24 protein-coding genes and 1 tRNA gene are annotated in these 26,609 nt (G+C 58.7%); 13 read left to right on the forward strand and 12 right to left on the reverse strand.

The window, feature by feature from the left end:
- Positions 1-12 precede the first annotated feature (12 nt).
- Together KI612_RS02250 and KI612_RS02255 are read right to left on the reverse strand one after the other, a co-directional pair.
- Complete coding sequence (locus KI612_RS02250) at positions 13-690, reverse strand: glycine-rich domain-containing protein (protein ID WP_226442212.1); 678 nt, start codon at positions 688-690, stop codon at positions 13-15.
- Positions 687-2,141, reverse strand: a complete 1,455-nt coding sequence (locus KI612_RS02255; protein WP_226442213.1) for an NAD-dependent succinate-semialdehyde dehydrogenase — start codon at positions 2,139-2,141, stop codon at positions 687-689. The genes KI612_RS02250 and KI612_RS02255 overlap by 4 nt, the downstream gene beginning before the upstream one ends.
- Positions 2,142-2,204: 63 nt before the next feature.
- Here KI612_RS02255 and KI612_RS02260 point away from each other — a divergent pair, with 63 nt between their 5' ends.
- Positions 2,205-2,705: a C40 family peptidase gene (locus tag KI612_RS02260; protein ID WP_226442214.1), complete on the forward strand. Its 501-nt coding sequence runs from the start codon at positions 2,205-2,207 to the stop codon at positions 2,703-2,705.
- A gap of 4 nt (positions 2,706-2,709) precedes the next feature.
- Here the strand turns inward: KI612_RS02260 and KI612_RS02265 are convergent, their stop codons facing one another.
- Positions 2,710-3,579 (reverse strand): HDOD domain-containing protein, encoded by an 870-nt coding sequence (locus KI612_RS02265; RefSeq protein WP_226442215.1) that lies wholly within the window; start codon positions 3,577-3,579, stop codon positions 2,710-2,712.
- A gap of 99 nt (positions 3,580-3,678) precedes the next feature.
- Between KI612_RS02265 and KI612_RS02270 the strand changes: the two genes are divergently transcribed.
- Positions 3,679-3,755: transfer RNA gene (locus tag KI612_RS02270), tRNA-Arg, on the forward strand.
- A gap of 154 nt (positions 3,756-3,909) precedes the next feature.
- Here the strand turns inward: KI612_RS02270 and KI612_RS02275 are convergent.
- The 4 genes from KI612_RS02275 to KI612_RS02290 form a co-directional block, all read right to left on the reverse strand.
- The gene (locus tag KI612_RS02275) at positions 3,910-4,089 is read right to left on the reverse strand and encodes a hypothetical protein (protein WP_226442216.1); all 180 of its coding nucleotides are present in this window, start codon (positions 4,087-4,089) and stop codon (positions 3,910-3,912) included.
- 82 nt (positions 4,090-4,171) lie between these two features.
- Entirely contained in the window at positions 4,172-6,019 is a 1,848-nt protein-coding gene (locus tag KI612_RS02280; RefSeq protein WP_226442217.1) for a TolC family outer membrane protein, read from the reverse strand.
- A gap of 32 nt (positions 6,020-6,051) precedes the next feature.
- Positions 6,052-7,785 (reverse strand): Ig-like domain-containing protein, encoded by a 1,734-nt coding sequence (locus KI612_RS02285; RefSeq protein ID WP_226442218.1) that lies wholly within the window; start codon positions 7,783-7,785, stop codon positions 6,052-6,054.
- A 50-nt stretch (positions 7,786-7,835) separates the two neighbouring features.
- Positions 7,836-8,321 carry a retention module-containing protein gene (locus tag KI612_RS02290; RefSeq protein ID WP_226442219.1) on the reverse strand — a complete coding sequence of 162 codons (486 nt, stop codon included), beginning with the start codon at positions 8,319-8,321 and terminating at the stop codon, positions 7,836-7,838.
- 668 nt (positions 8,322-8,989) lie between these two features.
- Here KI612_RS02290 and KI612_RS02295 point away from each other — a divergent pair.
- Positions 8,990-10,684, forward strand: a complete 1,695-nt coding sequence (locus tag KI612_RS02295) for a two-component system response regulator (RefSeq protein ID WP_226442220.1) — start codon at positions 8,990-8,992, stop codon at positions 10,682-10,684.
- On the opposite strand, the gene KI612_RS02300 is transcribed toward KI612_RS02295, so the two are convergent.
- The 5 genes from KI612_RS02300 to KI612_RS02320 all read right to left on the reverse strand — a co-directional run bounded on the left by KI612_RS02300 (position 10,677) and on the right by KI612_RS02320 (position 16,411).
- Positions 10,677-12,128 carry a TolC family protein gene (locus tag KI612_RS02300; protein ID WP_226442221.1) on the reverse strand — a complete coding sequence of 484 codons (1,452 nt, stop codon included), beginning with the start codon at positions 12,126-12,128 and terminating at the stop codon, positions 10,677-10,679. The two genes, KI612_RS02295 and KI612_RS02300, sit on opposite strands and share 8 nt — an antisense overlap.
- Positions 12,125-14,290: a peptidase domain-containing ABC transporter gene (locus KI612_RS02305; RefSeq protein ID WP_226442222.1), complete on the reverse strand. Its 2,166-nt coding sequence runs from the start codon at positions 14,288-14,290 to the stop codon at positions 12,125-12,127. The genes KI612_RS02300 and KI612_RS02305 overlap by 4 nt, the downstream gene beginning before the upstream one ends.
- Before the next feature lie 24 nt (positions 14,291-14,314).
- Positions 14,315-15,526: an HlyD family secretion protein gene (locus tag KI612_RS02310; protein WP_226442223.1), complete on the reverse strand. Its 1,212-nt coding sequence runs from the start codon at positions 15,524-15,526 to the stop codon at positions 14,315-14,317.
- A 137-nt stretch (positions 15,527-15,663) separates the two neighbouring features.
- A complete protein-coding gene (locus KI612_RS02315) occupies positions 15,664-15,882 on the reverse strand; it encodes a hypothetical protein (RefSeq protein ID WP_226442224.1) in 219 nt (72 codons plus the stop codon).
- A 337-nt stretch (positions 15,883-16,219) separates the two neighbouring features.
- The gene (locus KI612_RS02320) at positions 16,220-16,411 is read right to left on the reverse strand and encodes a hypothetical protein (protein WP_226442225.1); all 192 of its coding nucleotides are present in this window, start codon (positions 16,409-16,411) and stop codon (positions 16,220-16,222) included.
- Between the two features lie 565 nt (positions 16,412-16,976).
- Here KI612_RS02320 and KI612_RS02325 point away from each other — a divergent pair.
- The 10 genes from KI612_RS02325 to KI612_RS02370 all read left to right on the forward strand — a co-directional run bounded on the left by KI612_RS02325 (position 16,977) and on the right by KI612_RS02370 (position 26,604).
- Positions 16,977-19,106 carry a PAS domain S-box protein gene (locus tag KI612_RS02325; RefSeq protein ID WP_226442226.1) on the forward strand — a complete coding sequence of 710 codons (2,130 nt, stop codon included), beginning with the start codon at positions 16,977-16,979 and terminating at the stop codon, positions 19,104-19,106.
- The gene (locus KI612_RS02330; RefSeq protein WP_226442227.1) at positions 19,103-19,468 is read left to right on the forward strand and encodes a response regulator; all 366 of its coding nucleotides are present in this window, start codon (positions 19,103-19,105) and stop codon (positions 19,466-19,468) included. The genes KI612_RS02325 and KI612_RS02330 overlap by 4 nt, the downstream gene beginning before the upstream one ends.
- A gap of 81 nt (positions 19,469-19,549) precedes the next feature.
- The gene (locus KI612_RS02335) at positions 19,550-19,714 is read left to right on the forward strand and encodes a Flp family type IVb pilin (RefSeq protein WP_226442228.1); all 165 of its coding nucleotides are present in this window, start codon (positions 19,550-19,552) and stop codon (positions 19,712-19,714) included.
- Positions 19,715-19,794: 80 nt separating this feature from the next.
- Positions 19,795-20,361, forward strand: coding sequence for a prepilin peptidase (locus KI612_RS02340; RefSeq protein ID WP_226442229.1), 567 nt, complete (start codon positions 19,795-19,797; stop codon positions 20,359-20,361).
- A complete protein-coding gene (locus tag KI612_RS02345; RefSeq protein WP_226442230.1) occupies positions 20,354-20,788 on the forward strand; it encodes a TadE/TadG family type IV pilus assembly protein in 435 nt (144 codons plus the stop codon). The genes KI612_RS02340 and KI612_RS02345 overlap by 8 nt, the downstream gene beginning before the upstream one ends.
- Positions 20,789-20,825: 37 nt before the next feature.
- A complete protein-coding gene (gene cpaB, locus KI612_RS02350) occupies positions 20,826-21,764 on the forward strand; it encodes a Flp pilus assembly protein CpaB (RefSeq protein ID WP_226442231.1) in 939 nt (312 codons plus the stop codon).
- Positions 21,765-21,769: 5 nt separating this feature from the next.
- The gene (locus KI612_RS02355; protein ID WP_226442232.1) at positions 21,770-23,155 is read left to right on the forward strand and encodes a type II and III secretion system protein family protein; all 1,386 of its coding nucleotides are present in this window, start codon (positions 21,770-21,772) and stop codon (positions 23,153-23,155) included.
- A gap of 19 nt (positions 23,156-23,174) precedes the next feature.
- Positions 23,175-24,374 carry a hypothetical protein gene (locus KI612_RS02360; RefSeq protein ID WP_226442233.1) on the forward strand — a complete coding sequence of 400 codons (1,200 nt, stop codon included), beginning with the start codon at positions 23,175-23,177 and terminating at the stop codon, positions 24,372-24,374.
- A gap of 11 nt (positions 24,375-24,385) precedes the next feature.
- A complete protein-coding gene (locus KI612_RS02365; protein WP_226442234.1) occupies positions 24,386-25,687 on the forward strand; it encodes a CpaF family protein in 1,302 nt (433 codons plus the stop codon).
- A complete protein-coding gene (locus KI612_RS02370) occupies positions 25,684-26,604 on the forward strand; it encodes a type II secretion system F family protein (RefSeq protein ID WP_226442235.1) in 921 nt (306 codons plus the stop codon). The genes KI612_RS02365 and KI612_RS02370 overlap by 4 nt, the downstream gene beginning before the upstream one ends.
- Positions 26,605-26,609: the final 5 nt, after the last annotated feature.

Below are 26,609 nucleotides of genomic sequence, written 5' to 3' on the forward strand. Positions count from 1 at the left end.
GCGTTTCCGGCGTTAATCGCCACCGCCCCCGCAGCCGCCTCCACCATCGCCACCCCCGTCCGAGCCGCTGCTGTCCGAGCTGTCGCCGGCGCAGCCGCCACCACTGCTGCCGCCGCAGCCCATGTGGCTGGCACAGAAAGTCGTGTCGCCAGTGGCACTGGCCTGGCCTGCGGCCAGGCAATCGAGTTGATAGACAAAGCCGCCGGCAATGCCCAGCTTTGCATCGAGCGCGAACAGGCGGGGCAGGCGTTGCGGCTTTTTCGGGTCGATCTGCTCGTGTGCGCAGGCCAGGCGCCACGCACGGCGCAGGCCTTCGCTCGCCTGCGTCGGCGATTGCATTGCCTCGGCCGGCGTGTGGTGCAGGAAGCGGCCGAAGGCGGCGCGGCAGAACTTGTCGTAATGGCGGGTGAACAGAATGAACTCGTGCCAGGCATCGTCTGCTGCCTGCGAGGGCATGGCCACCATGCGCCGCTCGGCGCGGCGGCAGAGCACGAAGTAATCGCTTAGCGCAGCGAAGACCTCGGCCCGTTGTTCCGCGGTCAGCTCCGGGCGGCGGGCCGCCAGCCGCCGGTCAAGGAAGCGGGCATAGGGGTAGGCCGCGATATAGCCGGCCTGCCGTTGCCGCGCCCAGTTGCGCCAGAGCAGGCCGGCGAGCAGGGCGAGGCTGGCGATGATGACGAGCTTGATCATCCGTTGATGTCGAAGCAGAGATATTTCACTTCGAGGTAATCCTCGATCCCGTACTTCGAGCCTTCGCGGCCGATGCCCGATTGCTTGATGCCGCCGAAGGGCGCCACCTCGTTCGAGATCAGGCCGGTGTTGATGCCGACCATGCCGTACTCGAGCGCTTCGCCGACGCGCCAGCAGCGGGCGACGTCGCGCGTGAAGAAATAGGCGGCAAGACCGAACTCGGTGTCGTTGGCCATGGCAATGGCCTCGGCTTCCGTTTCAAAGCGGAAGAGCGGGGCGACCGGGCCGAAGGTTTCCTCCTTCGCTACCTGCATGGCGCTGGTGATGTCGGCGAGCACGGTTGGCTCGTAGAAATTGCCGCCCAGTGCGTGGCGGCGGCCGCCGCAGAGGACGCGTGCGCCCTTGCCGACGGCGTCGGCGACATGCGCCTCGACCTTGGCCAGCCCGGCGGCATTGATCAGCGGTCCCTGGACGACGCCCGGCGTGGTGCCGGGGCCGACCTGCATCTGGGCAACACGGGCCGCAAACTTGCTGGCGAATTCGTCATAGACACCGGACTGCACGAGGAAGCGGTTGGCGCAAACGCAGGTCTGGCCGGTGTTGCGATATTTGGCCGTAATTGCCTGGTCGACCGCTGCGTCGATATTGGCATCGTTGAAAACGATGAAGGGGGCGTTGCCGCCGAGTTCGAGCGAGACCTTCTTGACGGTCGGGGCGCATTGCGCCATCAGCAGGCGACCGACGCCGGTCGAGCCGGTGAAGGAGAGCTTGCGCACGATCGGATTGGCGGTCAGCTCGCCGCCGATTGCCTGCGGGTTGCCGGTCACCACGTTGAAAACGCCGGCCGGGAAGCCGGCCTGCTCGGCGAGGACGGCGAGGGCGAGGGCGGTCAGCGGCGTCGCCTCGGCTGGCTTGACGACGACCGGGCAGCCGGCGGCGAGCGCCGGTGCGACCTTTCGCGTGATCATTGCGAGCGGGAAGTTCCACGGCGTGATCGCGGCACAGACGCCGATCGGCTGCTTGACGACGAGCAGGCGGTTGCTGGCGGCCGGACTGGGAATGCTTTCGCCGTAAGTGCGCTTGCCTTCCTCGGCAAACCATTCGACGAAGGAGGCGCCGTAAAGCACTTCACCCTTGGCCTCGGCGAGCGGCTTGCCGCCTTCGGCGGTAACGATTTGCGCGAGGTCGTCGACGTTGTCGATGATCAGCTTGCACCAGGCTTGCAGCAACTGGGCGCGACGACGGGCAGTGAGGGCGCGCCAGGTCGGCCAGGCAGTGTTGGCGGCATCGATGGCGCGCCGCGTTTCGTCGGCGCCGCAGCGCGGCACGCTGCCGAGCACGGCACCGCTGGCCGGATCGAGCACGTCGAAGGTCGCCAAGTCATCGGCGCCCGTCCATTTTCCGGCAATAAAGTTGGTCGACCGCAGCAATTGCTCGTTCTGTAATTTCATGGCCTTGAAAAATCCTGTAAAAACTGTAAGTTGAGAAGTGTTCCAAGAAAGTACATCAACTTCATGCGCCTTCCCGTCCTGCTTGTTGCCACGCTGATCTCTGCCTTGCTGGCGGCCTGCGGCAGCCCGTCGCCGCGTCCGGGCGGCACGCCGGAAACTATAACGCATGCGCCTTTGCCGGTCAGCGAGAAAGGCAACGAGGTGGCTTTCTATGCGCTCGGCCTGATCGACACCGGCTACCGTTTCGGCGGCAAGAACCCGGAGGCCGGCCTCGATTGCAGCGGCATGGTCAGCTACATCTACGCCCAGGCGCTCGGCCTCAAGGTGCAAGGCAGCGCCGCCGACATCGCGCGGAGCGGTCGACCGCTCGAACCGGGCAAATTACGTCCGGGCGACCTGGTCTTCTTCAATACGCGCAACCAGCCTTTCTCGCACGTCGGCGTCTATGTCGGCGATGCGCGTTTCGTACATGCGCCATCGTCCAACGGCCGGGTCCGCATCGATCGTCTGAACGACCGTTACTACGCGCAACGCTTCGAGGCGGCGCGCACCTTTTTCGACTGAATGTCTAGTTAGCCGTCTCGGCCACGGCATCTGCGACCCGGTTGCGCAGGTCATCCAGATCGCTCTCCGAAATGCCCAGGTGATCGAGTGCCCGTGCAAACAGGTTTGTGCCAACTTCGAGATCGCAGTCGTCGAGCAGTTCCGCGAGCAGATGCTCGGCAACCTGGGTGACGGCAATCAAGGACAGTGCGCCGCCGGGCAGGGTTTTATCCGAGACGTCGTAGGCATCCGCTTCGTGATGGAAACGGATGGCTTGCCCGAGAATCGGCGGCAGGCCCCAGTTGCGCACCAGCAAAGAGCCGATGATCGGATGGGTGCAGGGAAAGTAATTGTCTTCGGCATCGACCAGCATCAGGTTTTCACGCCGGCATTTTTCCAGTACTTCGCCGTAGTTCGGGAAGCGCTTCATCATCAGCGGAATGGCGGCGTCGTGAAACAGCGCATAGGTGTAGGAGGCATCCGGCGAAATGCCGTACTGGCGCCGGGCGATCAGGCTGGACACAACGGCCATCAGCGTCGTACGTTTCCAGAACTGCTCCAGCCAGGCCGCCGGCAGGCCGGTCATGCTGGCGCGCAGGGCGACGGCGACCACGACGCAGACGATGTTTTTCGTGCCGAGACGCTCAACCGCCTTGCGGACGCTGGAGATGCGCGTGCTGGCGCCGTACAGCGGCGAGTTGGCCAGTTTGAGCGCGGCGGCCGACATGCCGGCATCGCCGGTGATGATGTCGGCCAGACGCTTCAGGTCCGGTTCATCCCTTTGCGCTTCCTGCATGGCGTCGGTAACGAAAACCGGGCAGGCCGGGATGTCGACCGTTGCCATGACCTTTTGCACATCTTCATGGGAGAGTTCGTAATTTTTTTCCTGGGGCATGGTTCGACTTTTCATCGTTGTCTGTGGTCTGGCCGTCAGCTTATTGGTTTTGATAACATGGACGCAAGTCTCTGTAGCAGGTAGAATCCTGCCTCCCATGCGCCCGTAGCTCAGCTGGATAGAGTACTGCCCTCCGAAGGCAGGGGTCGGGGGTTCGAATCTCTCCGGGCGCACCAAGATTCAAGCAAAAGAGCCATCCCTTGGGATGGCTCTTTTGCTTTGTACGGAATCGATACGGCTGGCTGCCCGCTGTCAGCTTTCTATCAGTGCCGTATCTCTGGCGACAAGGGGCGAGCTTTCTCCGCCCCTGACTCCTGTGTGGAGCCGGCGTCAGCGAGGCTGGGGCTCGTTGTCGCGGAGATATTGCCAGTTAACTCTGGCCGGGTCGAGTTTTCCCGAAGTGACTTCGAAGGCGATGAGTGCCAGATAGCGCAAGACGGCATCCCTGGTTTCATCTGTCTGTTGCCGCATGCGTGACAGGCAACGAATGGGTGGAAAGCGTTTTTCCATGGCAGCGGTCGATGTTTCTGATCGCCCTCCTGCGATGTCTGCAGGAGGGCTGGTTGCTTTCGCAAATGCGGTGCGTTGCGGGTTATTTGCCGGCTTTGCAGCCGCCTACGGTATTGCCTATGCAGGGCACTGAATCTTCACGATTGATCAGCCACTTATTGCCGACCAGTATCATTTCCAGGGTCTTCTGCGTCACATCGCTGAACTGTTTTGAGCGATAGGTCTGGCGGAACTGGACACGAGCCCTATCCTTTCCATCCGGTCGAACCTGCAAGTCCTGGATGTCGATGCTGATGTTGTCACGATTGGATATCCGGCTGCGGCGCAGCTGGGCCCAATCCTCGCGATTCAGGCCGCCGCCAGGTATGAAGCTGGGTGCGTAGAAACCGACATAATCGGAATAGTTTCTGGCCGCCCAGGCTGCATTCCAGCCCATGACCTGGCGTGTGACATCGCTTTCCGGGGTGGCCGTGGCAGGGGGAGGAGACGGTGGCGCGGCTCGTACCTCAAGTTTTGCCAGCGCTTTTGCATTCAGTGCGGCATAGTCGGTAGCCTGCGTGTCGACCGGTTCATTCGGGCAGAGCTGGCTACTGTCGCTTGGGGCGAGTTCTTGGGGTTCCGGGTCACGTACCTCGAGTTTTTGCAGCCCGAGGTACTCGAGTAGCGTGCCCATGCCGGCATAGGTACGCAGGTAGGCAAGGCTAAGGTCGGTGTCGGCATTGACTGCATTGCGGCGGGCGCTGAGCAGTTCGTTCTCGGTGTCGAGCAGATCGAGCAGGGTGCGTTGGCCAACGTTGAACTGATCGCGGTATGCGTCGCGCGTTTTTTCCAGCATGCTGACCTGGGTTGCCAGATAGTTTGATTGTTCTTTCAGCCGCAGTACATCGTTGTAGGCAATCGACAGGGTTTGGCGCGTGTCGCGGCAAGCTTTTTCGCGCAGGTCGAGTGCAATGTTCTTGCGCTCTGCATATTGCCTTTCTCGGGCGCGGTCCGAGCCGCCGTTGAAGAGATTCCAGTTGATGACCAGTTCGGCCACGTTCTGCACCCGATTGCCGTCAACACCGAGATAGTTGTTGATGTGGTCGGTGCGCGCGCGGAAATCGAGCTTCGGAGAGTAGGCGGCGCGGCGAACCTCCATGTCATGCTGGGCTGCCTCGATGTTCTCGATGGCGGCAAGCAGGGTCGGGTTTTTCTTGTACAGGGTTTCCTGGGCCGCCTTCTGACTGGCCGGCAAGGCGTTGCTCAACTGGGCAGGCGGGATGACCGAGCCTGGCGGTTGGCTGTTGACCAGGCGTTGATAGCGCGCCGTCACGTCATGCAGGTTGGCGGTTTCCGTGGTCAAGTTGATTTCGGCCAGGGCCAGACGGCTGCCTGCCTGTTCGAGATCGACGCGGCGTCCGACACCAGACTGGGTGCGCCGGATCAGTTGTTCGTGGGTGGCTTTGTGCTGGACATAGTTGTCTTCGGCCAGAGTGACCAGGAAGCGGTAACGCAACACGTCGAGATAGGCGCGCGCTGCTTCGAGGGCGATGTTTTCAGAGGCGTCGAGCAACTCGTAGTAGCGCACCAGGCGGGCCTTGTCGAGACGCTTGACTTCACTGTGGGTGGCGAAGCCATCGAACAGCATCTGGTTCAGGCTGAGGCCGTAATTGCTGCGGGTGTAGTTGTTGCTCTGGCCTGCTGGCGGTTGTTTCAGGCTTTCTCGACCGGTGCCGGCGGTCAGGTCGACGCGTGGCAAAAAGCTGCCACGTGCAACACCGATTTCTTCTTCTGCCGCCTTCAGGTTGTGCCATTTCGAGGTAACTTCTGGGCTGCTCAGTACGGCCTGCTGTGCAACCTCCTTCAGTGTGGCGGGCGCGCCAGCGGGGGCTGCTGCAGCAAGCAGGGGAAACGAGGTCAACAAGGCGAGCAGAATGGCATTTTGTTTCATGAGGTTCGGTCCTGAATAGTGTGTTGGCGTGTTCAGTCGGTCAGCAACTTGCCGTTTTGCAGCAGGTTCTGGATGATTAGTGCATCCGAGCCGAGAGCGCCGCTGTGAGACAGATCGACGCCGTAGAGAACAATTTCCTGGGTTACGTTGCCGCCCATGCCGGTCAAAATGTCCTTGCCCTGGTTACCAAGCAGGATGTTGTTCTTGCCATCGCCGCTGATGCTGTCGTCGCTGCTTGTGCCTGTCGTTACATTTTCAGGCTCGGCACCGTTGAGCAGGCTAAGGTCGAGCAGCGTGCCAATGTCAGCCGTGTCGCTTGCGCCGTAGGCGTCGGTAGCGGTAATGGTGGCACCTTCGAGGATGTTCAGATTGAGCAAGGCATCCCCGGTACGTAGCGTCGATAGCAATTCCTTGATGCTCAGATTGTCGATGACCGGGTGAGCCGGGTCGAGGGAGGTGATGGTCAGCGTGAAATGGCTGCCCAGTCCGAGCAGGCCGGAGTCGTTGATCAACACGACCTTGAGGCCCAATGCACTGGCCAGTTCCTGTGACCAGGTCAGGACTTCATCGCCGCCCAGGTTGATGCTGAGCAGTGCTCCAGATTCGATTACCAGCTGGGTGATGTTGTTGTTGGCATCACTCGCCTGGTATTGGTCGCCACTCAAGTCGATCAGGTTCAGTGCATCAATGCCGACCAGGCCAAGCAGACTGTTGCTGAAGGCATGGACATCCGGCGCGACATTGTGACTCGCTGGCGTGTTTTCGCCGGAAAGAGTGAAATAGATTCCGTTGTCGCTGTGCGGGGTTATTTCAGGGGCCGAACTGATTTTCGGCATGTCGTCTTCGATGTGGATGGTGAGCGTGGCTTTGCTGACGTTGCCAGCCTTGTCTGTGGCCTGGACATCGATATTCAAATCCCTGGCATCCTCACCCTGTGTCGGGTGATCAATCGGTTTGGATAGCGTCGTGGTGATCTTGCCCTGATCATCCAGTGTTACGACGATCACTTCCTGCTGTCCTGTCGGCGTATCAATGTAGCCGATCAGCTTGTGACCACCGGTTTCCAGTATCCAGTCAATCTGTTTGCCACCTGATGAGAAAGACGGATTCTGTGGAGGCGTGAGCAGGCTGAGGTGGGCGCCTTTATCGTCAAGTGTCAGCGTAGTGCTGGCGCTCCGGAAGTTGGTATTGTCGGGGGAGCCGCCAGTGTCCTGGTTCCCGCCAGGCAGTCCTTCTTCGGAGACCGAAGTGCCGAGTGGGTCGATGCTGATAGTTGGGGGCGTGGTGTCTAGCGTGTAAGTCAGGCTGGTGTCGACGCTGGCGATATTGCCGGCCTTGTCGGTCGAGGTAACCCTGGCCTCGATAGTCAGGTCGGGATCGGCGGCGAGTTCCTTGCCCGGGACGTCGACGCTGAAGCCGAGCGTCGTCGCGTTGCGCTGGATGACGGTGGTCAGGTAATCGTGGCCGTTGATGGTGACGACGATCGGGTCGCCGAGCTTGGCGTCGCCGCCGACGGTGCCGGTCACGGCAATCGCGGCTGCGGTGGATTCGGTGAGGTTGATGATGCCGTCGCCGGCAAAGTTGGCATCGAGCGCGATGGACGCTTTCGGCAGGTCGGTCGCCAGGCTGTAATCCTGGGTGTCGAAGGCGGTGGCGCTGTTGCCGGCGGCATCGACGCCGCTGGCGACGACTGTATAGTTGTCTTGGCCGAGCGGGGCGGTGACGTCGACGGCGAAACTGCCATCGCCCTTGACCGTGGTGTTCACCGTCTGTACCAAGCCGGCACTGTCGGAGATGGTCAGCGCGAAGGTCGAGGTCAGGATCGGGGCGCCGTTGCCGGCCAGGTTGCCGCTCCGGTTGCCCGTGCGTCGAATTGGTAGCCATTCGCTCCGCTCAAGGTTTCGGCGATGCGCAGCAGTTCGACGAAGGTGTAGCCCTCGTTGTCGCCGCCGGCAGCCGGTGCATCCTCGTCGAGCAGGGTGTCGAGATTGCCGCCGCTACTCAGTGCCTTGGCGATTTTCTGGAAGCCTTTCTTGCTGACGTTCAGCGCGCTGTCCGTGCCATCCGGCTTGATCATCGCCGCCACTTCGCTGTCGAGCTTGGCCGGCAATCCTGGACGGACAAGCAGATCGCGGCCGTCGGCCAGCTTGAGCATGGCTTCCGAGCCGTCGGTCGCGCTGACCGTCTCGCCTTCGCGGATGACGTCGCCGGTTTTGAGACGGCGAGTGTTGCCGGCGTTATCGCGGGCAAAGGCAGCGCCCGTTAGGGAAGTCACTCTTCCGATGATTTGAGCTTGGGCCATGTTTGTACTCCAGACACACTTATTGATGCGGGCTATGCCAGAAAGCTGGTTTGCGGTACTGCTTGGTGACAGGTGATTGCATGGAGAGGGTCGCCAAGAGGTGTTTCATATTATACAAACAAATTGAAACATGTTATTTCAATTTATTCAAATAGTATTAATTTATGCCTGCTTGAGACTGGTGGCCTGATCATTTTTCAGGATGGTTTGGTGATTTTGTTGTTGAGCAAGAGCGTGGCAAGCGATCGGTTTTCCTCAAGTTCCCTTTTTGCTGTCATTGGCTTACCACCTTCTGTCAGCATGGTCGGTGTCGCAGCTTATGCTTTAAGTTGTTGTATTTATTGGGCGTTGCGCCTGTGTTTTGTTCCGGTCTCGTCTGGGGTGCGGACAAAAGTTGAGTCGCCGTCACCTTGACTCATGCCAGTCATGGGCTTGGGTTTGGGTTTTGATGGTGGTGCAGCAGTAAAAATTGATAACAAATTTGATAGTTTCGTTATAATCAAGGATGCCATCGTTCTGGCTGGTTGCAGTTCGGTGATGGCCGGAGGGCGATGGATTTCGACTTGAGTGTTCGCTTGCAGGATGGGCTGTTTCAGCGGGCGCCTCGATGTTTGCCCTATACGCGATAGAGGGCCTTACTTCCGACAACCTACTGGATGCTCATCGGCATGGCTGAAGCGCTTGTGATTCAAGGTGACGCAGGGGATCGCCCGAGTATTTTGGCGGTTGATGACACGCCCGCAATTCTCCAGTTATTGCAGGTGCTGCTCTGCGATGACTACGATATTGTCATCGTAGATTCCGGCTTGGCGGCGGTAGAAGCTTTTGCCAGGAAAACTTTCGATCTTGTGCTGCTCGACCTGCTGATGCCGCAAATTGACGGCTTCGAGACACTGAAGCGCCTTAAGCAATTGCCAAACTTTGCTTCGACACCGGTTATCTTTCTCACGGCAATGGACGACTTGGCGAGTGAGCGTTGCGCCCTTGAGTTGGGCGCTGATGAGTACATCGTCAAGCCTTTCAAGCCAATGCTGGTGCGTTTGCGCATCGATAACCTGCTACAGCGCGTGCATTTGCAGCGTCAGCTTGAAATGGCCCTGGCCAGTGCCGACAAAGGACTTTGGGAATGGGATCTGCGCACTGGTCGGGTGAGCATTGATGCTTGCTGGGGGGAGCGCCTCAGTCTTGTGCGTCATGACAGGAACGATGATCCCGTTCGTTGGGAAGACTATTGCCATCCGGACAGTGTGTGTCTTATTGATGAGGCAAAGGCGGACTATCAGGCCGGTCGTCTGCCGGCGTTCGATGTCGATGTGCAATTGCTTAACGCCAATGAGCAGTGGGTCTGGATCAATCTCTACGGCAAGGCTGTGATGACCTCTGCAGAGGGCGATTTTGTCCGGCTCAAAGGAACTTACCGAAACATCGAACGCCGCAAGCAGGCTGAGATCGCCCTCCAGAAAAGCGAAGAACGTTTCCGCTTTGTCATGGAAACGACTGGAGAGGGAATTTGGGACTGGCGAGTTGTATCCGGTGAAGTTGTCCACAATGCTTCGTTCTCGCGCATTCTGGGTATGGAGGAACACAATCTGGAGCACGCAGCCTCCTTCATCCGGTCGTTGATTCATCCTGATGATTTGGCATCTGCCATGGGCCAGATGGCGGCCTGTCTGGATGAAGGTAAGGATTTTGTCAGTGAGCACAGGATGCGCCATGTTGACGGGCACTATGTCTGGGTCGCCGAGAAGGGGCGGGTCGTCGAGCGGGGAGCGGCTGGGCAGCCGATACGTGCCGTTGGCTCGCTGCGCGATATCAGCGAACGTAAGGCGCTCGAGGCGGAGTACAAGCGTTTGGCTCTCTATGATCCTCTGACAGGGCTGCCCAACCGGCGTCTATTGGTCGACCGCCTGCGCCAGGCAATTATCCAGAATCGCCGGAACAAGGAGTGCGGTGTGCTGATGTTCCTGGATATGGATCGATTCAAGCAAATCAACGATACCTTCGGTCATGAGTCCGGCGACATGCTGTTGATCGAAGTGGGGTGTCGCCTGAGCTCCTGCATGCGGGAAACGGATACCGTTGCCAGGCTGGGAGGAGATGAATTTATTGTCATGCTGACCGAGTTGCCTGATGAGCGCATGGTGGCCCGCTACGATGCCGAGCGGGTAGGAAACAAGATTCTTGATGTGCTGAATCAGCCTTACCAGCTTGGGCAAAATATTTGCGAAAGCACCCCGAGCATCGGTCTGACCTTGTTTGGTGGAGATGCGACCGAGTCTGTTGAGGCCATCATCAAGCGTGCAGATGGTGCAATGTATGAAGCCAAGATGGCCGGTCGTAACCGCCTGCGTTTCTCTATCTGATTGCCCAAAGACCGAGTTTTCCGATATTGGCGGCCAGTTTCAGGCGAGCCGTGTGCCAGTTGGAGACTGACTTGATGCGCTGCTGTTCGGCGCCGGCGACGGCGCTTTGTGCGCTGAGAAGTTCGAGGATATTGCCGACACCGGCTTTGAAGCGACCCTGGGCGACCAGGAAGGACTGGCGGGCGCTCGAGACAAGGACATCGGCAGCCTTCATGTTTTCATTTTCAGTGCGCAGTGCTTGATAGCTTTTCCATACTTCCAGGGATATCTGCTGTTCGAGGCGGGAGAGTTCGGCGGCTTTGATCTCGGCTTGTCCCTGTGCCGTCTGCGTACGGTAATTTCGGCCAAATCCCTCGAATAACGGGATATTCATCTGTATCCCGAGACTGTTGGTGCGGTTGCTGATATCGGTTGGAGAATAGCCGACCGCTGGCGGTTGATTTTCCTGTTCGGTACGGCCTAATTCTGCGGTCAGCGTCACGGTGGGCCGGCCTTCGGCCCGGGTTGCGGCGATCTTGGCGCGAGCTGCTGTGACTTCGGCTTGAGCGGCAAGCAGCGTTGGATGATGTTGTTTTGCCTCTTCGATCAGTTCATCCGCTGGCTTGACGAAGGCTGTGTCAGGGAGCCCTTCACGCCGGCGCGGCAGCACCAGATTGGTGGTCGCGCTGAGGCCCATGGCAGTGGCTAGTGTGCCTTGGGCATTTTTTAGCTCACCTTCTGCCGAGACTCGTTCCAGGCTGGCTTTCGAGTAGGCGACCTGAGCCTGCAACTGGTCGGTGAGGGCGCCAATGCCGGCTTTGTATTTGGCCGCGGCAGCATTGAAGCTTTCACGTGCCGCGTTTTCCGCCTCGCGGCTCGCTTCCAGTACTGCCTGCGCCGTCTGGGTGTCAAAGTAGGCCTGGGCGGCGTTGACGAATGCAATTTGCAGCGCGGCGTCATGGCTGGCATTGGCGGCATCCAGCAAGGCCATGGCCTGATCCAGATTGGCGCTGCGCAGACCGAAGTCAGTCAGCACCTGGCTCATTTTAAGGTTGCCACTGGTCAACGTTGGTTTAGCCTCGGAATTGAGCGGTGCATAGCGACTGTCACCGTAACGCGTGATGTTCTTTTGCTTGTTGTAGGCGAGTGTCGCGCCAATCGCCGGCATGTAGGCAGAGCGGGCAACGCCAAGCTGGGCAGTCTGCATCTTGGCGCCAGCCCAGGCGGCGCGGGTCTGCGGGTTGTTGCACAGGGCACGCTCAACTGCTTCCGGGAGTTCGAGCGGCTGGGCCGGTGAGGCAAAAACGCAGGGGGTGCTGGCATCATCATCGAGCATGCTGCCGGTGACTGAGCGGGCGATCTTGCCGTGCGTCAGGAAAGGGTCGATGCCGCCCGCGCTGGCGTTGCCGAGCAGAATGAACAGGATGATCGCCAGGCCTGCCCGGCGATAGCGAAAATTGCTCATGCCCAGCCGCCCGCGTGCGCCAGTTGCTTGAAGTCGATGCTGTCGGGGGTGATGTCGCGGACAACCCGGCCATTATCAAGCACAATGACGCGGTCGGCTGAGGCGATGGTTTCCGGACGATGGGCGACGATGATGCGGGTGATCGCGAGGTGCTTGATCGCATCGTTGACCATCGTTTCACGGGCGATGTCGAGGTGGCTCGTCGCTTCGTCGAGGAACAGGATGCGCGGCCTTTTGTAAAGCGCCCGGGCCAGCAGGATGCGCTGTTTCTGACCGCCGGAAAGGGCTGTGCCCATGTCGCCGATCAGCGTGTTGTAACCCATCGGCGTCGCCATGATTTCCTCGTGGATGGCCGCCAGGCGGGCGCATTCCTCAATCCGGGCGAGATCGGTCTGGTGGTCGAAGAAACAGATATTGTCGGCGATCGAGCCGGCAAACAGTACGTCGTCCTGCATTACCGTGCCAACCATGCTGCGCAGGGTCTCAAGGCCGACCTGGCTGACGTTGATGCCGCCGATCAGCACATCGCCCTCGTTGGGCTTGCGGATGCCGAGCATGGCGTTGATCAGCGTCGATTTGCCGCAACCGGAGGGGCCGATGATGGCGACCGATTCGCCGGCTGCAATCTTGATATCGACGCCGTCGAGTACCCAGGGCTCCTGATCGGCGTAGCGGTAGCGCAGGCCTGCGACCTCGATGCTGGCTTCGAGCGGCTGATCCTGGCCGCTGGCGGAAAAGTTCTTGGCGCTGGTGTCTTCCGGCTCGGCCAGCACGATGTCGGCCAGGCGTTCGCCCTGCAATTGCAGCATCTTGACCTCGACCACCTTGTCGATCAGGGCGCTGACCCGGCTGTCGAACTGGTCCTTGTAGGCGCTGAAGGCCATGAACACGCCAACCGTGAAATTGCCGTCGAGCACCAGCTTGGCGCCGAGCCAGATGATCAGCACGCGTTCCAGGCCGAACAGCACGCCGTTCAGCAGGCGATAGAGAATCTGCAGCTTCTGGCTGCGCAGGTCGGCATTGATCTGGTCGACCAGCAGGGTCAGCCAGGTCGAGCGGCGCTCGTCCTGGCGCTGGAAGAGCTTGATGCTGCGTACGCCGCGCACCGTCTCGAGGAAGTGGCTTTGCTGCTTGGCGGCGTGTACGATCTGTTCTTCGGTTGCGTTGCGCAGCGGCCGGTACCAAAGCCACCGACCGATCGCGTAGAGCACCATGGCGCCGACCGCGATCCAGGCGAGCGGAGGGCTGTAGAGGAACATCATGAGCAGCGTGACCAACGTCATGGCACCGTCGAGGATGCCTTCGACGAAGGTCGTGGTCAGCGTCTTCTGGATATTGTCGATGGCGCTGAAGCGCGAGACGACGTCTCCAAGGTGCCGTTTCTCGAAATATTCGACGGGCAGGCGTACGAGGTGGGTGAATACATTGGCCCGCCACTGCACGTTGAGGGTCGTCGACATGTGCATGATGACCCAGGAACGCAGGGTGCCGACTCCCTGCTGCATGAGCATGAGCAGGCCGAAACCGACGGCTAGCGTGGTCAGCAGGTCGCGGTCGGCGGACACGATGACGTTGTCGATCACCCACTGCAGGAAGAAGGGGCTGACCAGGGCGAAGACCTCGAGCGCCGCGGCGAGCAGCAGGATCTGGCCGAAGGAGCGGTAAAGGCCGGTGACATGGCCCATCAGCTCGCGCAGCTTGATGTGCTGCTTGTAGGTGGCCTTCTTGAAGCCGGTGTTGGGCCAAAGTTCGAGGGCGACGCCGGTGAATTGCTTCGACACGTCGTCCAGCGAGAGTTTGCGCAGACCGTAGGCCGGGTCGTGGATGGTCACGGTATTGCCTTTGACCTCCTTGAGCACGACGAAGTGGTTGAAGTTCCAGTGCAGGATGCACGGCATGCGCAATTGCGGCAGGTCTTCGAGCAGCAGTTTGACCGGGCGCGGCGCCAGGTTCAGCGCGCTGGCCATCTGGATCAGATGGCCGAGCGTCGTGCCCTTGATCGAGACCAGGAACAGCCGGCGCATGGTCGCCAGGTCGGTACGAAAGCCGTGGTAGGCGGAAACCATGGCCAGGCAGGCCAGTCCGCATTCGGTGGCCTCGGTCTGCAGGATCAGCGGCAGCTTGCGGCGCAGGCCGAACGACAGGTGCTCAAGAAAAGACATGGGATGGATTTCGGGGAAAAGGTTTCAGAGCTTGCCGGTCAGGCTGAGTAGGGGTTCGAGTACCCATTCATAGAGACGTCGGGTGTCCTGCAGCACGTCGGCGTCGAGCAGCATGCCGGCCTGAAGGGATTGCGGCTGGCCATAGGCAGTGATGCTCTGGCTGTCGAGGCTGACGTTGATGCGGTAGAGCGGCTCGCTGTTCTGACCATTGCCACCGATATTGCCGAGCGCGGAAATTTCGTTGCTTGGCAGCGCCGTTTTTGCCACCGACAATACCTTGCCGCGGGCATGGCCGAATTTCTGGTAGGGGTAGGCCTGGTAGCGTAGCAGCACGGCATCGCCGGGCCGGATGAAGCCGACGGCGCGACTCGGTGCATAAAGTTGGGCCTGCAGCACGGCACCGGTCGGCACGATGCTGACCAGTGGCCGGCTGCCGTCGACAGCCTGGCCGACTTCGGCGATGACGGCGGTGGCCGTGCCCTCGGTCGGCGCGGTGATGACGAGGCGGCGCTTGCCTTCGCTTTCGGTGAGTTCCTGGTCGACCGTCGAAATGCCGCGGTCGATCTGCGCCAACTGGTTCTGGTGCTTGAAGGAGAGGCCTGCGGCCTCCTTTTGCCGTGTCGCCATTTCACGGCCGACGGCGATCTGTTCGCGCTCCATGCTTTGCAGGCGGGAGCGCTGATCGAGCAGTTCTTCCTGCTTTTGCTGCACCTGTTCGCGTGAAATGTAATCCTGGCCGAGCAGGCCCTGATAGCGGGCGACCGTATCTTCGCTAAGTTTCACGCGACTGCGCTGGCCGTCGATCAGGTTGTCGAGCTTCTGCATCTCGGCTGCCAGGCCTTCGATGCGTTTGAGCAGGGATTCGCGTTCATCCTGTTGCAGACGCCGCGTCTTTTCCATTTCTTCCTGCAGCGACAGGCGGCGAGACTCGACCTGGTGGCTGATGTTGGCCTGGATCGAGCCCAAGGTGCTGCTCTGTCGTTCGCTGGAGAGGACATAGAGAATCTGCCCGGCGCTGACACTCTGGCCCTCGCTGACGTGCTTTTCGAGGACGATACCGAGTTGCGGCACATAGACCTTGACCAGGCCGGAGTCCGGCAGCAATTGCCCGATCACTGTGCTGCGCTTGGTATAACTGCCCCAAGTGAAAAAGATCACGACGAGCAAGGCGCAACCAGCAGCAATGCTTGTGAGAACTCGATAACTGAGCGGGCGGATCAGAATGATGTCGCCCAAGGTCTTGGTTTGCTGGGCGCTGATTGCTGCGTGCCGAAAAAGTGGTTGTTCTGCCATGCCTTGCCAACGGTGGAATAGTCGGCGCTATGCCGGAAGGCGGCACGATCGCCTTGACGGGTCGTGCCGCGGGCTCTTGCTTAGAGCTTGATGCTCAGTTTGAGGCTGCTCAACAGGCCGCCGACCAAGCCGGTGACACCGCTGACCAAGCTGCCAACCAAACCAATCACCGGGGTCAGGACGGAGCTCAGGGTAAGGCCGAGAGTAAGCCCCAGGCTAATGCCGAGGACTTCGAGGGAGAGGCTGGTGCCGCCGGCTACAGTGGAAAGTTCGGTCTTCTTCAGTTCCTGAATGGCCATGATGTACATAACTCCATAGTGGTAAAAAAATGCCGCCGATCAGCGGCGGGTGATGCCTTTGGGAGGGCATTTGGGCGCGGCGGGGGGCTTCCTGGCAACAGGAGCTCGACTCACCTGAAGAGGACGACTGCGGGGTTGTTATTGGAGCAACTTGGATGAGCATGTGGGCTGGCGCCGATAAGTTCTTCGTGGCGGGTGGTCATGCAGGTGCAATCGTTTGTGATGACGAATGGTGGGGGGGCTCGGTGTGTGTTTTCTGTTTGGCTTGTCTGTAGCAAGCTCGGAAGGACAGCGGTGCGGAAAGGGTCTCAGGGGCCACACCGCTGTCAGGCTGCTGTTACTCGAACAGGCCGCCCAGCAGACCACCCAGCAGGCCGGTCACGGTCGTCAGGATGCCGCCAACCAAGTTCAGGACCGGGGTCAGCAAGCCCAGGACCGGGTTCAGGATGGAGCCGAGCAGACCGCCCAGATCCAGTGCACCGCCGGAAACAACGCTGACTTCAGACTTGCTAAGTTCTTGAATTGCCATGATTAAAACTCCATGATAGGTCATTCGATTGCCACCGGTTGGTGGCTTCTTATTGCCCGTTGCCGGGCAATTCCTTTGGTTCGGGGAGGCAGGCCTTCCCGGGCCGTATTTCTCGCAAGAGCAAGTAATGCCCCTAGTCTTTATTGAAGGTTGTGATCATATTAATCAAAAAAATCATAATTGCAACGTTTTGCTGTGTTTTTGTTTGTTTTTTTTGCGATTAAAAATTGCACGACTCCCTGTTGTTTGTAATATATTGTTTAATATTCATATGGTTACTATTATTCTGTTGAGGTTGCTGCTTGGTTGTGCGGTGTTTTGAATTAACCAAATTAAGCGGATTGTTTCATATTTGCGTGGTTTTGCTTGTGTTTTTCGCGTCTTCCCTGTAGCTTTCTGCCGCGTTCGGGCTTCTTTTCTGTTGTCTGTGGTTGTGCTTAGAAAAGGCATCGTGTGACGGTGCCCGGTGAGTTTGTTGCTTGTAGTTGTGCTGCCTTGCTGGTGCGCCTTGGGGGCGCCAGGTCGTGCTCTGTCCTTTGTGCATGAGTTTCGAACAGATACGCTGTTGATCGCCAGGCAAGATATTTCTTCTTCTCTTCTTGACTTGGATCAGGGGTGTTTTCAGGGGCTTGTTTATCTTTTGATCATGACGACTATTGCTGCCCTGTTGTTTTTTCTGTTGGTCTGCTTTTGGGCCGTTCATCGCCTGTCACGTGTCGAGTTGGCGTTGCAGCGTTTTGGTGAGGGTGATTCGAATAGCCGGGCCGGTTTGCGGGGCTGGGATCCGATTGCCCGGTTGGGTAGGCGTTTTGACCGAATGGCGGAATCGATGGCTATCGAGCGAGGTCATTTGGCTGAGAGTGAGGAGCGCCTGAAGTTTGCGTTGCGTGGAAGTGATATTGGTATCTGGGACTGGCATCTGGAGGGTGGGCGCACCTACTACTCGCCGCGTTGGAAAAGTCTGCTCGGTTACGCAGAGGACGAGTTGCTAGCGCACGCCGAAGAGTGGTTGAAGCGCGTTCATCCCGAAGATCTGGCGGTGGTCATGGATCGCCTCAAGGAGCACATGGCCGGGCAGAGCGAGTTTTTTATCAGTGAACACCGTCTGCGTTGCAAGAACGGCAGCTATCTCTGGGTGCTTGAGCGTGGCGTGGCAATCCGTAATGCAGAGGGGGGAGCTGTGCGCATGGTTGGTGCCCTGTCCGATATTTCCCGGCGGAAGGCTGTTGAAGCCGCCTTGTTGCGCAGCAAGGAAGAGTATCGCTCGGTAATCGAGGGGGTTACGCAGATCATTTTTCGTAGTGATGCCCGTGGTCGCATGGTCTTCCTGAATCCGGCATGGACCGAGTTGACCGGCTTCCCGGTTGGCGAGTCGCTCAATAGTGGTCTGGCTGATTTTATTCACGGCGATGATCGCCTGCGCATCATGACCCTGTTTCGCGATACTGCAGAAGGACGCTTGCCGACTTTGGCATGTGAGCTGCGTCTGCTCTGTATTGATGGTCGGTCGCGCTGGTTTTCGTTGCATGCCCGTGCGGGGCTCGACGCAGAGGGGGGGGTGATCGTTGCCGGTGTGCTCAGCGATCTCGATGCGCAAAAAACAACCGAAATGGCGCTTACCCGTAGTAATGGCGAGCGAAATGCCATTCTTTCGTTAAGTCCGGATGGCTTTGTGTTGATCGACAAGGATGGGCGAGTGGCTTATGTCAATCCGGCCTTCCTGGCAATGACGCAGTTCGTGCCGGCTGAAGTGATCGGCTTGAGTCTGCACTTGCTTGAGCGGCGGATGGCTCAGCTCGCTGAGCCCGCCAGGCCATTGCCGACTTTTGCCGGCATGCGGGAGGGGCGTGCATATACGCTTAACCTGCAAAAGCCGGCCAAACTGGTCATTCGTTCGCTGGTTCGCAATATTCCCAATGACATGGGGGGCTTGCATGGTCAGGTCATGTATTTCCGGGATATTACCCAGGAAAGTGAGGTTGACCGTATCAAGAGTGAGTTCCTGTCTACGGCTGCACACGAATTGCGGACTCCGATGGCCAGTATTTTCGGTTTCTCGGAATTATTGCTGGCTCGGGAGTTCGATGCGGCGACGCAGCGAGACCTGATCCAGACTATCCATCGTCAGACTCAGAACCTGATCAACCTGGTTAATGAGCTGCTCGATCTGGCGCGCATCGAGGCGCGCGGTGGCAAGGCATTCAAGATGCAGGAGCAGGAGTTGAGCCCTTTGTTGCTCAATGCGTTGGCTGGTCAGTATGTGCCGCCGGAGACGCACCGCCTGGAGCTTGATTTGCCGAAAAAATTGCCGCGAGTAATTGTCGATGGCGAAAAATTTCAGCAATGCCTGGCTAATGTTCTGAGCAATGCCATCAAGTATTCGCCGCAGGGCGGCGAAGTTCGGATTTCCGTTATGCGGCGCCAGGCTGGGCCGGGTGAGCAGGTCGGTCTGGCCATTCGCGACCAGGGGCTGGGGATGACGCCTGACCAGATCAGCCACATTTTTGACCGTTTCTATCGGGCTGATGCATCGGGGGCGATTCCCGGGTCCGGTCTGGGCATGTCCTTGGTCAAGGAAATCATGGACATATTCAATGGCGAAGTCAGTGTAAGCAGTCGGCCGGGCGAGGGTACCGAGGTTGTCCTCTGGTTGCCGGTGCCGTTGTCGGTGACAACCGGGGCGGAAGTGCCATGAGTCGACGTTTGATCTTGATCGTCGATGATCAGAGCGAATTACGCAAGCTGATCCGGATGACTCTGGAGCCGTTGGATTGTGACCTGCATGAAGCGGCAAGTGGTCTTGAGGCCTTGGCCAAGGTGCGTACTCTGCGCCCGGCAGTGGTAATTCTCGACGTCATGTTGCCGGGGGGGATTGATGGCTATCAGGTCTGTCAGGCGATCAAGTCTGATCCGAAAACACAGCAGACACGGGTCATCATGGTTACCGCGCGTGGTCAGAAGACTGATATTGAAGAGGGGCAACGGGTTAAGGCTGATTGCTATCTGGTCAAGCCATTCAGTCCGATGCAGCTGATTAGGGAAGTTGATAACTATTGAATCGTTGAAAAATTGATAATGGCATGTTAGTGTCGAACATTGGTTTTTCTGGCCTTATAGTCTTTTTCGAGGAGCAGCAATATGTGGCAAGCAGCCAAAAAATTCATTTGTGACGAAGAGGGGGCTACTGCCGTTGAGTACGGTCTGATTGCCGCCTTGATTGCCGTCGCGATCATTTTGTCGGTAACCGGCGTTGGCGAAAAGCTCAAGTCTGTATTTATCGCCATCAAGGATGCACTGCCATAAGTTTGCCAACGGGGGGATTTTTGTCATTTTCTAATCAAACGAAATGATGAAAACGATACCGTGGTGTAAGGGTGGGTTTTTTGGCTATTTTGCCCTGTCAGAAAAGCATGACGCCTGGCGGCCATGAGGGAATAGTGACGGTGATCGTGAGTTTGGCGCTGGGTGTCTGGGCGAGTGGTTTGGTATATCAGGACTGGCGCTGGCGGCGATTGCCCAATGCGCTTTTGCTTTGTGGTCTCTTGCTTGGTGCTGTGCATTGGCTGGTTTTCGGTTTGATGCCTTTCGGTTGCGCACTGAGCGAAGGTTTGCTGGCTGCGATGCTTGGCTTGGCGCTCTTCCTGCCTTTTTATGTCGCCGGCTGGATGGGGGCTGGAGACGTCAAATTGATGGCGGTAATTGGCTGGCTGGGGGGACTCAAGGTGTTGTTCGTGGTGATCCTTTGTGGCTCTTTGCTCGCTGGCATGCTGGCAATCCTGCTGCTGTCTCCGGTTTGTCGTGACTACATGTCTAGTCGGCAGATTGAGTCCCGATTGCGCGGACGTATTCCGCTAGGTGCCGGGTTGGCTGTTGTCATGATCGGACTGGCGCTGGGCTGGTTGGATGCCGGGGTGGTGCTGGGCTGGTGGCCGGGGATGGCGCATGCGTGAGTCGCTCTGTCCGGGCGCTGGTCAGCGCGGGGCGGTAGCCATTGAGTTTGCCCTGGTTTTCGTGCTCTTTTTCATGGTCATGTACGGCATCGTTGCTTACGGCATGGTCTTTGCAGTGCAGCATTCACTGACCCAGGCTGCCAGCGAGGGGGCGCGGGCGGCGGTAAGAGATGTCGGTGGTTTACCGGAACGTATGGCGCTGGCAAAGGCTACCTCGGCCACAGCTATCGCCTGGCTTGGAGGGCGGGCGCCGGTGCCGCAGATTACTTCGACGCCATGCGCGGCTACGCCGTTTGTTTGCGTCAAGGTACTGCTGGTTTACGACTATTTGAATAATCCGCTCGTGCCGGCTCTGCCTGGGTTGGGGGTTGCATTGCCTGCCCGCCTGACGGCCCAGGCAACAGTACAGCTGGATGCGGTTTATTGAGTGGCGTTGCCGCCGTTGATAGAGGGATGAGCAAAAAGTGGGCAAGACACAAAGAATTCTGGGCGGCGTGCTAATCCTTCTGGCCTTGGCGCTTGCCGCCTATGCATGGGTGTTGAGCGAACGTATGACGGCCGAGCAGCGGGAGAGCGAGGCACGTTTGCAGCCGGTGGTCGTCGCCACAATGCGTATCGTCGCCGGTACGGCGATCCTTCCGGAAATGGTTCAACTGACCGGTCTGCCATCGCGACCACCTGGCAGTTATGGCGATACCAAGGCCGTGCTCGGTAAACTCACCGCTTCCGATATCGCTGCCGGGGAGCCTCTGCTTCAGGAGCGGATCGAGGGAAATGCCCGTGCCATGCAGCAACGCCTGGAAGAAGGCGAGCGGGCGGTCGCGATACGTGTTGATGATGTGGTTGCTGTCGGCAATCGCTTGAGCCCGGGGGATCGGGTTGATGTTTTCGTCACCTTGCGGCGAAACAGCGAAGAAATTCCTGATACCCAATCCAGATTACTGCTTGAGAAATTGCGCGTACTGGCTTTTGGCAGCAAGGATGCTGCGCTCACCAAGGAAGGTGGTGCATCGTTGCGCAGCAACGCTGAAACTCCGAAGACGGCTGTGCTCGCTGTGCGCTTGGCGGATGTCGACAAGCTCGCGCTGGCTGCCGAAAGTGGCCGCCTGCTGCTCGCCCTGCGGCCGCAGGACGCCGTGCCTGACAAAGCGCCAGAGGGGGGGGCTTTGCCAGGCCCATCCCCGGCACCAATTCAGGTTTCAGCAAGCCAGGTTCCGTCGTCGGTGCTGACCTTGCGTGACTTGGTCGGTGCAGGCAAAAGTGCTCAGCGGGGCTTGGGGGTTCCCCTGAATCCGCCTGCTGGCAAGGGTGTGCCAGGTCCAGGGACTGCAGTCAGCGTGCTACATGGCCTGAAGGAAAAAACGGTGTACCTGAATGCGAAACAAAGTGAGGCCCGGCAATGAAAACAATGGCTAGCAAGCAACAAGGCTGCGATTGCCTGGTGAGCAAGGGCGGATTTTGCGCGGCCTTGCGCCTGGCTATCCTGCTTCTGACAAGCGCTAGCCCGCTGTGGGCCGGAATGGCGCTCGCCGGAGAAGATGGCGGGGCCATCGAAATATCCGCAGGAGGGCAGCATTTGCTGAAACTGGCCAAGCCCGTCCGGCGTGTGGCTGTTGGCAGTGGTGATGTTGTCGAGGCACGCGTGCTGAGTACCCAGGAGGTGTTGCTGCAGGGCAAGCGCCCGGGTGATACGACGTTGCTGGTTTGGCTCAAGGGCGTGCCGATGGCGCAAAATTACCGTCTGCAGATCAACAAGGGAGTTGCTTCCCTTCCGCGCGATGCGGGGAGCGAGATCCGCCTGAAGGCCGCGGGCGATCTGAGCATACTCGAAGGGAGGGGAGCCGATATGCGTCAGCTTGAGGCTGCCCGCCAGGTCGCGCAGCATGCGGCCGGAGATACCAAGGGTGTGTTGCTCGATAAAACAACGCTGCCATACAGTGGCGAGGTACAAATTGATGTCAGGGTTGTTGAGTTCAGCCGCAAGATATTGAAGAAGGCAGGTTTGAGTCTGCTGTCCAACAAGTCCGGTTTCACCTTTGGCACCTATGCGCCGAGCAGTCTGACCAAGGTGCAGCTAAGCAATGGTGCGATTTCCTCCGAAGCTACTTTGCCGATCAATCAGGCTCTTAATCTGGTTGTTGGCAATTCCTCGAACAGCCTGCTTGGGGTACTTAGCGTGCTGGAAGGCAACGGCTTCGTACGTACGCTGGCCCAGCCGACCCTGGTCGCCCAGAGCGGCCGTACTGCCGATTTCCTGGCTGGTGGCGAGTTTCCGGTGCCGGTGCCGCAGGCGCTGGGCCAGACGACGATCCAGTACAAACCCTATGGTATTCGTCTGGAGGTGTCGCCGACAGTGCTAGCCGAAAACCGGATCGCGCTGACTGTTGCTCCGGAAGTCAGCGACCTCGATTTCGAGAACGCCATCACCATTAACGGCGTTACCGTCCCCAGCCTGACCACGCGTCGGGCCGGTACGAGTATCGAACTGGGCAATGGCGAGAGCTTCGTCATCGGCGGTCTGGTTAGCCAGAGCGTGATGAAGAATGTGAACAAAATTCCCGGACTTGGTGACATTCCCGTGCTCGGTGCTTTTTTCAAGAGCATCAGCCTGTCGCGGGAGGACAAGGAACTGCTGTTCATCGTCACGCCGCGCCTGGTCCGGCCGCTGGCCGAGGGGGCTGTGCTCGGGCCGATGCCGGGCGAAGACAAGGCCAATTACAACCCGAGTTTGTGGGGCACTCTATTGTTGTCCGATGACGATGAAAATGCCCGGTACACCGGCTTTTCCAAATAAAAGCAAGGGTGGACTGATCATGGAGCACCGTTTCATTGTCGTGACTGAGCAGGAAACTCGTTTTGCTGAACTTAACGAAGCTCTGCAGAACCTGGGGGTTGCTGTCTGGCTGCACTGGAATACCGATGTGCTGGCCCAGTTGGTTGGTTCTCTCGGCACCAATATTGTTTTCGTTGAATTTTCCGGTGACAACACACAGAAGGCTGGCGAGTTGGCCAGCAATCTGTTGTCCGTCTATCCCCGTCTGTGGATCGTCGGCTTTGCATCACGTGCCGACAATGGATTGATCATCGAGGCGATGCGTGCCGGAGCTCGCGATTTTGTCGAACTGCAGGCGTCGCGTGAAGAAATTCGTCGTTCTGTACAGCATGTTCTCGAGCAGTCGCCGAGCCTGCCCGCCCAGTCGTCCGGTAACATGATTACCCTGCTCGGCGCGCGGCCTGGGGTCGGTACCTCGACTGCGGCAGTGCATCTGGCTCTGCTGCTGAAGCAGGAAGTGATGCCGGGCGAACCGGTTCTGCTCCTTGATTTTGGCTATCCGGCCGGTGATGCGGCGCTGTATCTCGACACCAAGGTTGGCTTCAATTTCTGTGATGCGGTGCGTAGCCTGCGCCGTTTTGATCATGCTTTGCTCAATACTGCGTTTGCGCACCACAAAAGCGGTCTGGCCATTCTTTCCCTGCCGCACAATCTGGCCGACCTGCGCGATATTTCACCTGTTGATGCAATGACCTTGCTCAGCTTGTTCAAATCCTATTTCAAGGTGGTTGTTGTTGATCTTGGCGGCTTTGCCGGCATGGACCTGTTGATGTACGCGTTGGGTATTTCTGATCGCATCATGCTGGTTTCCGAACAGACGTTGCCCTCGGTATTCTCGGCGCGCCAGTTGTTGCAGAACCTGCGCGAGCGCGGGTTCGAGACCGAGCGTATCGGCCTGCTGACGGGCAAGTACGATGCCCGTATTGACATGACGCCGCAGCAGATCGCCCAGAACCTGCAACTGCATTGCATCGATAATCTGCCGCAACGCACCGACAAGATGATCGCCTGTGCCAATCTGGGAAAACCCTTGCTAGAAGTGGCGCCCAAGGATCCCTATCTTGAGGTGTTGCGCGGGATCGCCGGTAGCCAGGTACGGGTTGCCGCAGAACGGGGGAGCGAAGGAGCTTCGGCTGCAGACTCCTTCCTGCGCCGCCTGTTTTATCCATTGCTCAAGTAAGGAAGTCGGTCATGGATTTCGATTTTGCTTTGGGCACCGATCCACACAGCGAGTTTCACCAGTCCGATGAGTTCCAGGATATCAAGGGGGTGATGCACCAGAAACTGGTTGAGCGAATCGAAGAACTTGGTGCCGATTTCGTCAATTGGCCGCTGAATGTTGTCCAGCGTTTCGTTGCCCAGGAGGTTGAGGACTTTATCGCCAATCACCGGGTGCCGCTCAATGCGACTGATATCCAGCTGGTCGTCAAGGATCTTACCGACGAACTGACCGGCCTCGGCCCGCTGCAGGAACTGATGAACGACGATGGCGTGGCCGACATCCTGATCAACGGTTACAAGGAAGTGTTTATCGAAAGAAATGGCTTGCTGCAACGCAGCAAGATCCGCTTCATCGACAACAAGCACCTGATGCGTATTGTCCAGCGCATGATTGCGCCGCTCGGGCGACGTGTCGACGAAGGCAGTCCGATGGTTGATGCCCGTCTGCCTAATGGTGGTCGACTTAATGTGATCATTCCGCCGGTTTCGCTAAATGGCCCGGTAGTTTCGATCCGAAAATTTCGCAGCCATCCGTTGCAGGCTTCCGACATGCTGGCCTACGGCACGTTGAATCAGGAAATGCTGGATTTCCTTGCGCATGCCGCTGAAATGAAATGCAATATCCTGATCAGCGGTGGCACCGGCTCGGGCAAGACTTCTTTCCTCAATATGCTGGCCCAGTTCATCCCCGATGGCGAGCGCATCATTACCATTGAGGATGCTGCCGAACTGCAGTTGCTGCATGAACATGTCGTCCGCCTCGAGTCGCGGCCCGGTGGGCTGGAAGGCGTTGCCGAAGTAACCGCGCGCGATCTGCTGCGAAACAGCTTGCGCATGCGACCGGACCGCATCATCGTCGGTGAAGTGCGCGGTGGTGAAGCTGTCGAGATGTTGCAGGCGATGAACACTGGTCACGATGGCTCGATGTCAACGATTCATACTAATTCGCCGCGCGAATGTCTGCACCGGCTGGAAATGCTGCTGCATTTCGGTGGCTGGCAGGGGGGGGAATTCAACCTGCGCCGGCAGATTGTCGGTGCCATCAACTTGATCGTCCAGTTGGCCCGACTGCCGAATGGTATGCGGCGGGTGATCTCGATCAGTGAGCTGACCGGCGTTCAGGATGAAGTGGTGGCCATGCAGGAGTTGTTCCGCTACGAGCCGGTCGTTAATAATGGTCGGGAAGGTTGGGTCAATACCGGTTGTCATCCCAAGACGCCGAAGCTAAAGCGCTATACCAGCAACCCGATTTTCCTGCTGGGTGGCTCGTGAGCGAACTCAGCATCCTGCTCGGGCTGGCCGTGCTCTGCATGCTCGGAGCTGCGGCACTGTTGCTGCAGGGGGGCAAGGGCGAGCAGCGCCATGCCCGCGGATTGTTGCGTCTAAACTCGGCACTGGCCCGGCTCGAATCGGTGCACGATTTTGTACCTGCTCCTGCCAATAGCGGCTGGTTGCCGCCATTGCTCGGCGATTATCTGCAGCGTAGCGGCTTTGTCATCAATCGGCGCTTCTATGTTCTGCTTGCGTTGCCGGGGTTGATACTGCTCGTCCTCGGTCTGCTGCTGCTTGGTTTGGGGCGTGGCCTGTTGTTTTTTGTCGTCGCTTATCCCCTGCTCGTCGCACTTTTTATCAACTGGCGCAGCGAACATTTTCGTGAGCAGGTGGTGGCTCAATTGCCCGGTTTTCTCGAAGCCATTTCCCGGATACTGAGCGTCGGTTGCAGTCTGGAGTTGGCTTTTCGCAATGCCGGTGAGGAGTGTCAGGAGCCCTTGCGCGGCATCGTTTCCCAGGTGCTGTTGCGGACCCGGGCCGGATTGGCCCTTGAAGATGCGATGAATCAGGTGGCGGAGACCTACGCCATCCGCGAACTGAATTTCATGGCCTCGGTCTTTTATCTCGGCGTGCGTTATGGCGGCAATGCCCAGGCCATTCTCGAACGCATCACGCTGACCATGCGCGAGCGTCTGCGCAGTCGCAAGGAGCTGCTTGCGATGACCGCGGAAACCCGTGCCAGTGCCTGGATTCTCAGTGCCTTGCCGGTGGTTGTCGGCTTGCTGACCTTGTCGTCGAATCCCGGGTACCTGATCGGTATGTGGCAGGACGATACAGGGCGGCAATTGTTGCTGGTGGCAGCTGGTTTGCAGGTGAGCGGCATGTTCCTGCTCTTTCGCATGGCACGCCTGCAATGAGGGAC

Source organism: Quatrionicoccus australiensis (assembly GCF_020510525.1).
Classification (GTDB): Bacteria; Pseudomonadota; Gammaproteobacteria; order Burkholderiales; family Rhodocyclaceae; genus Azonexus; species Azonexus australiensis_B.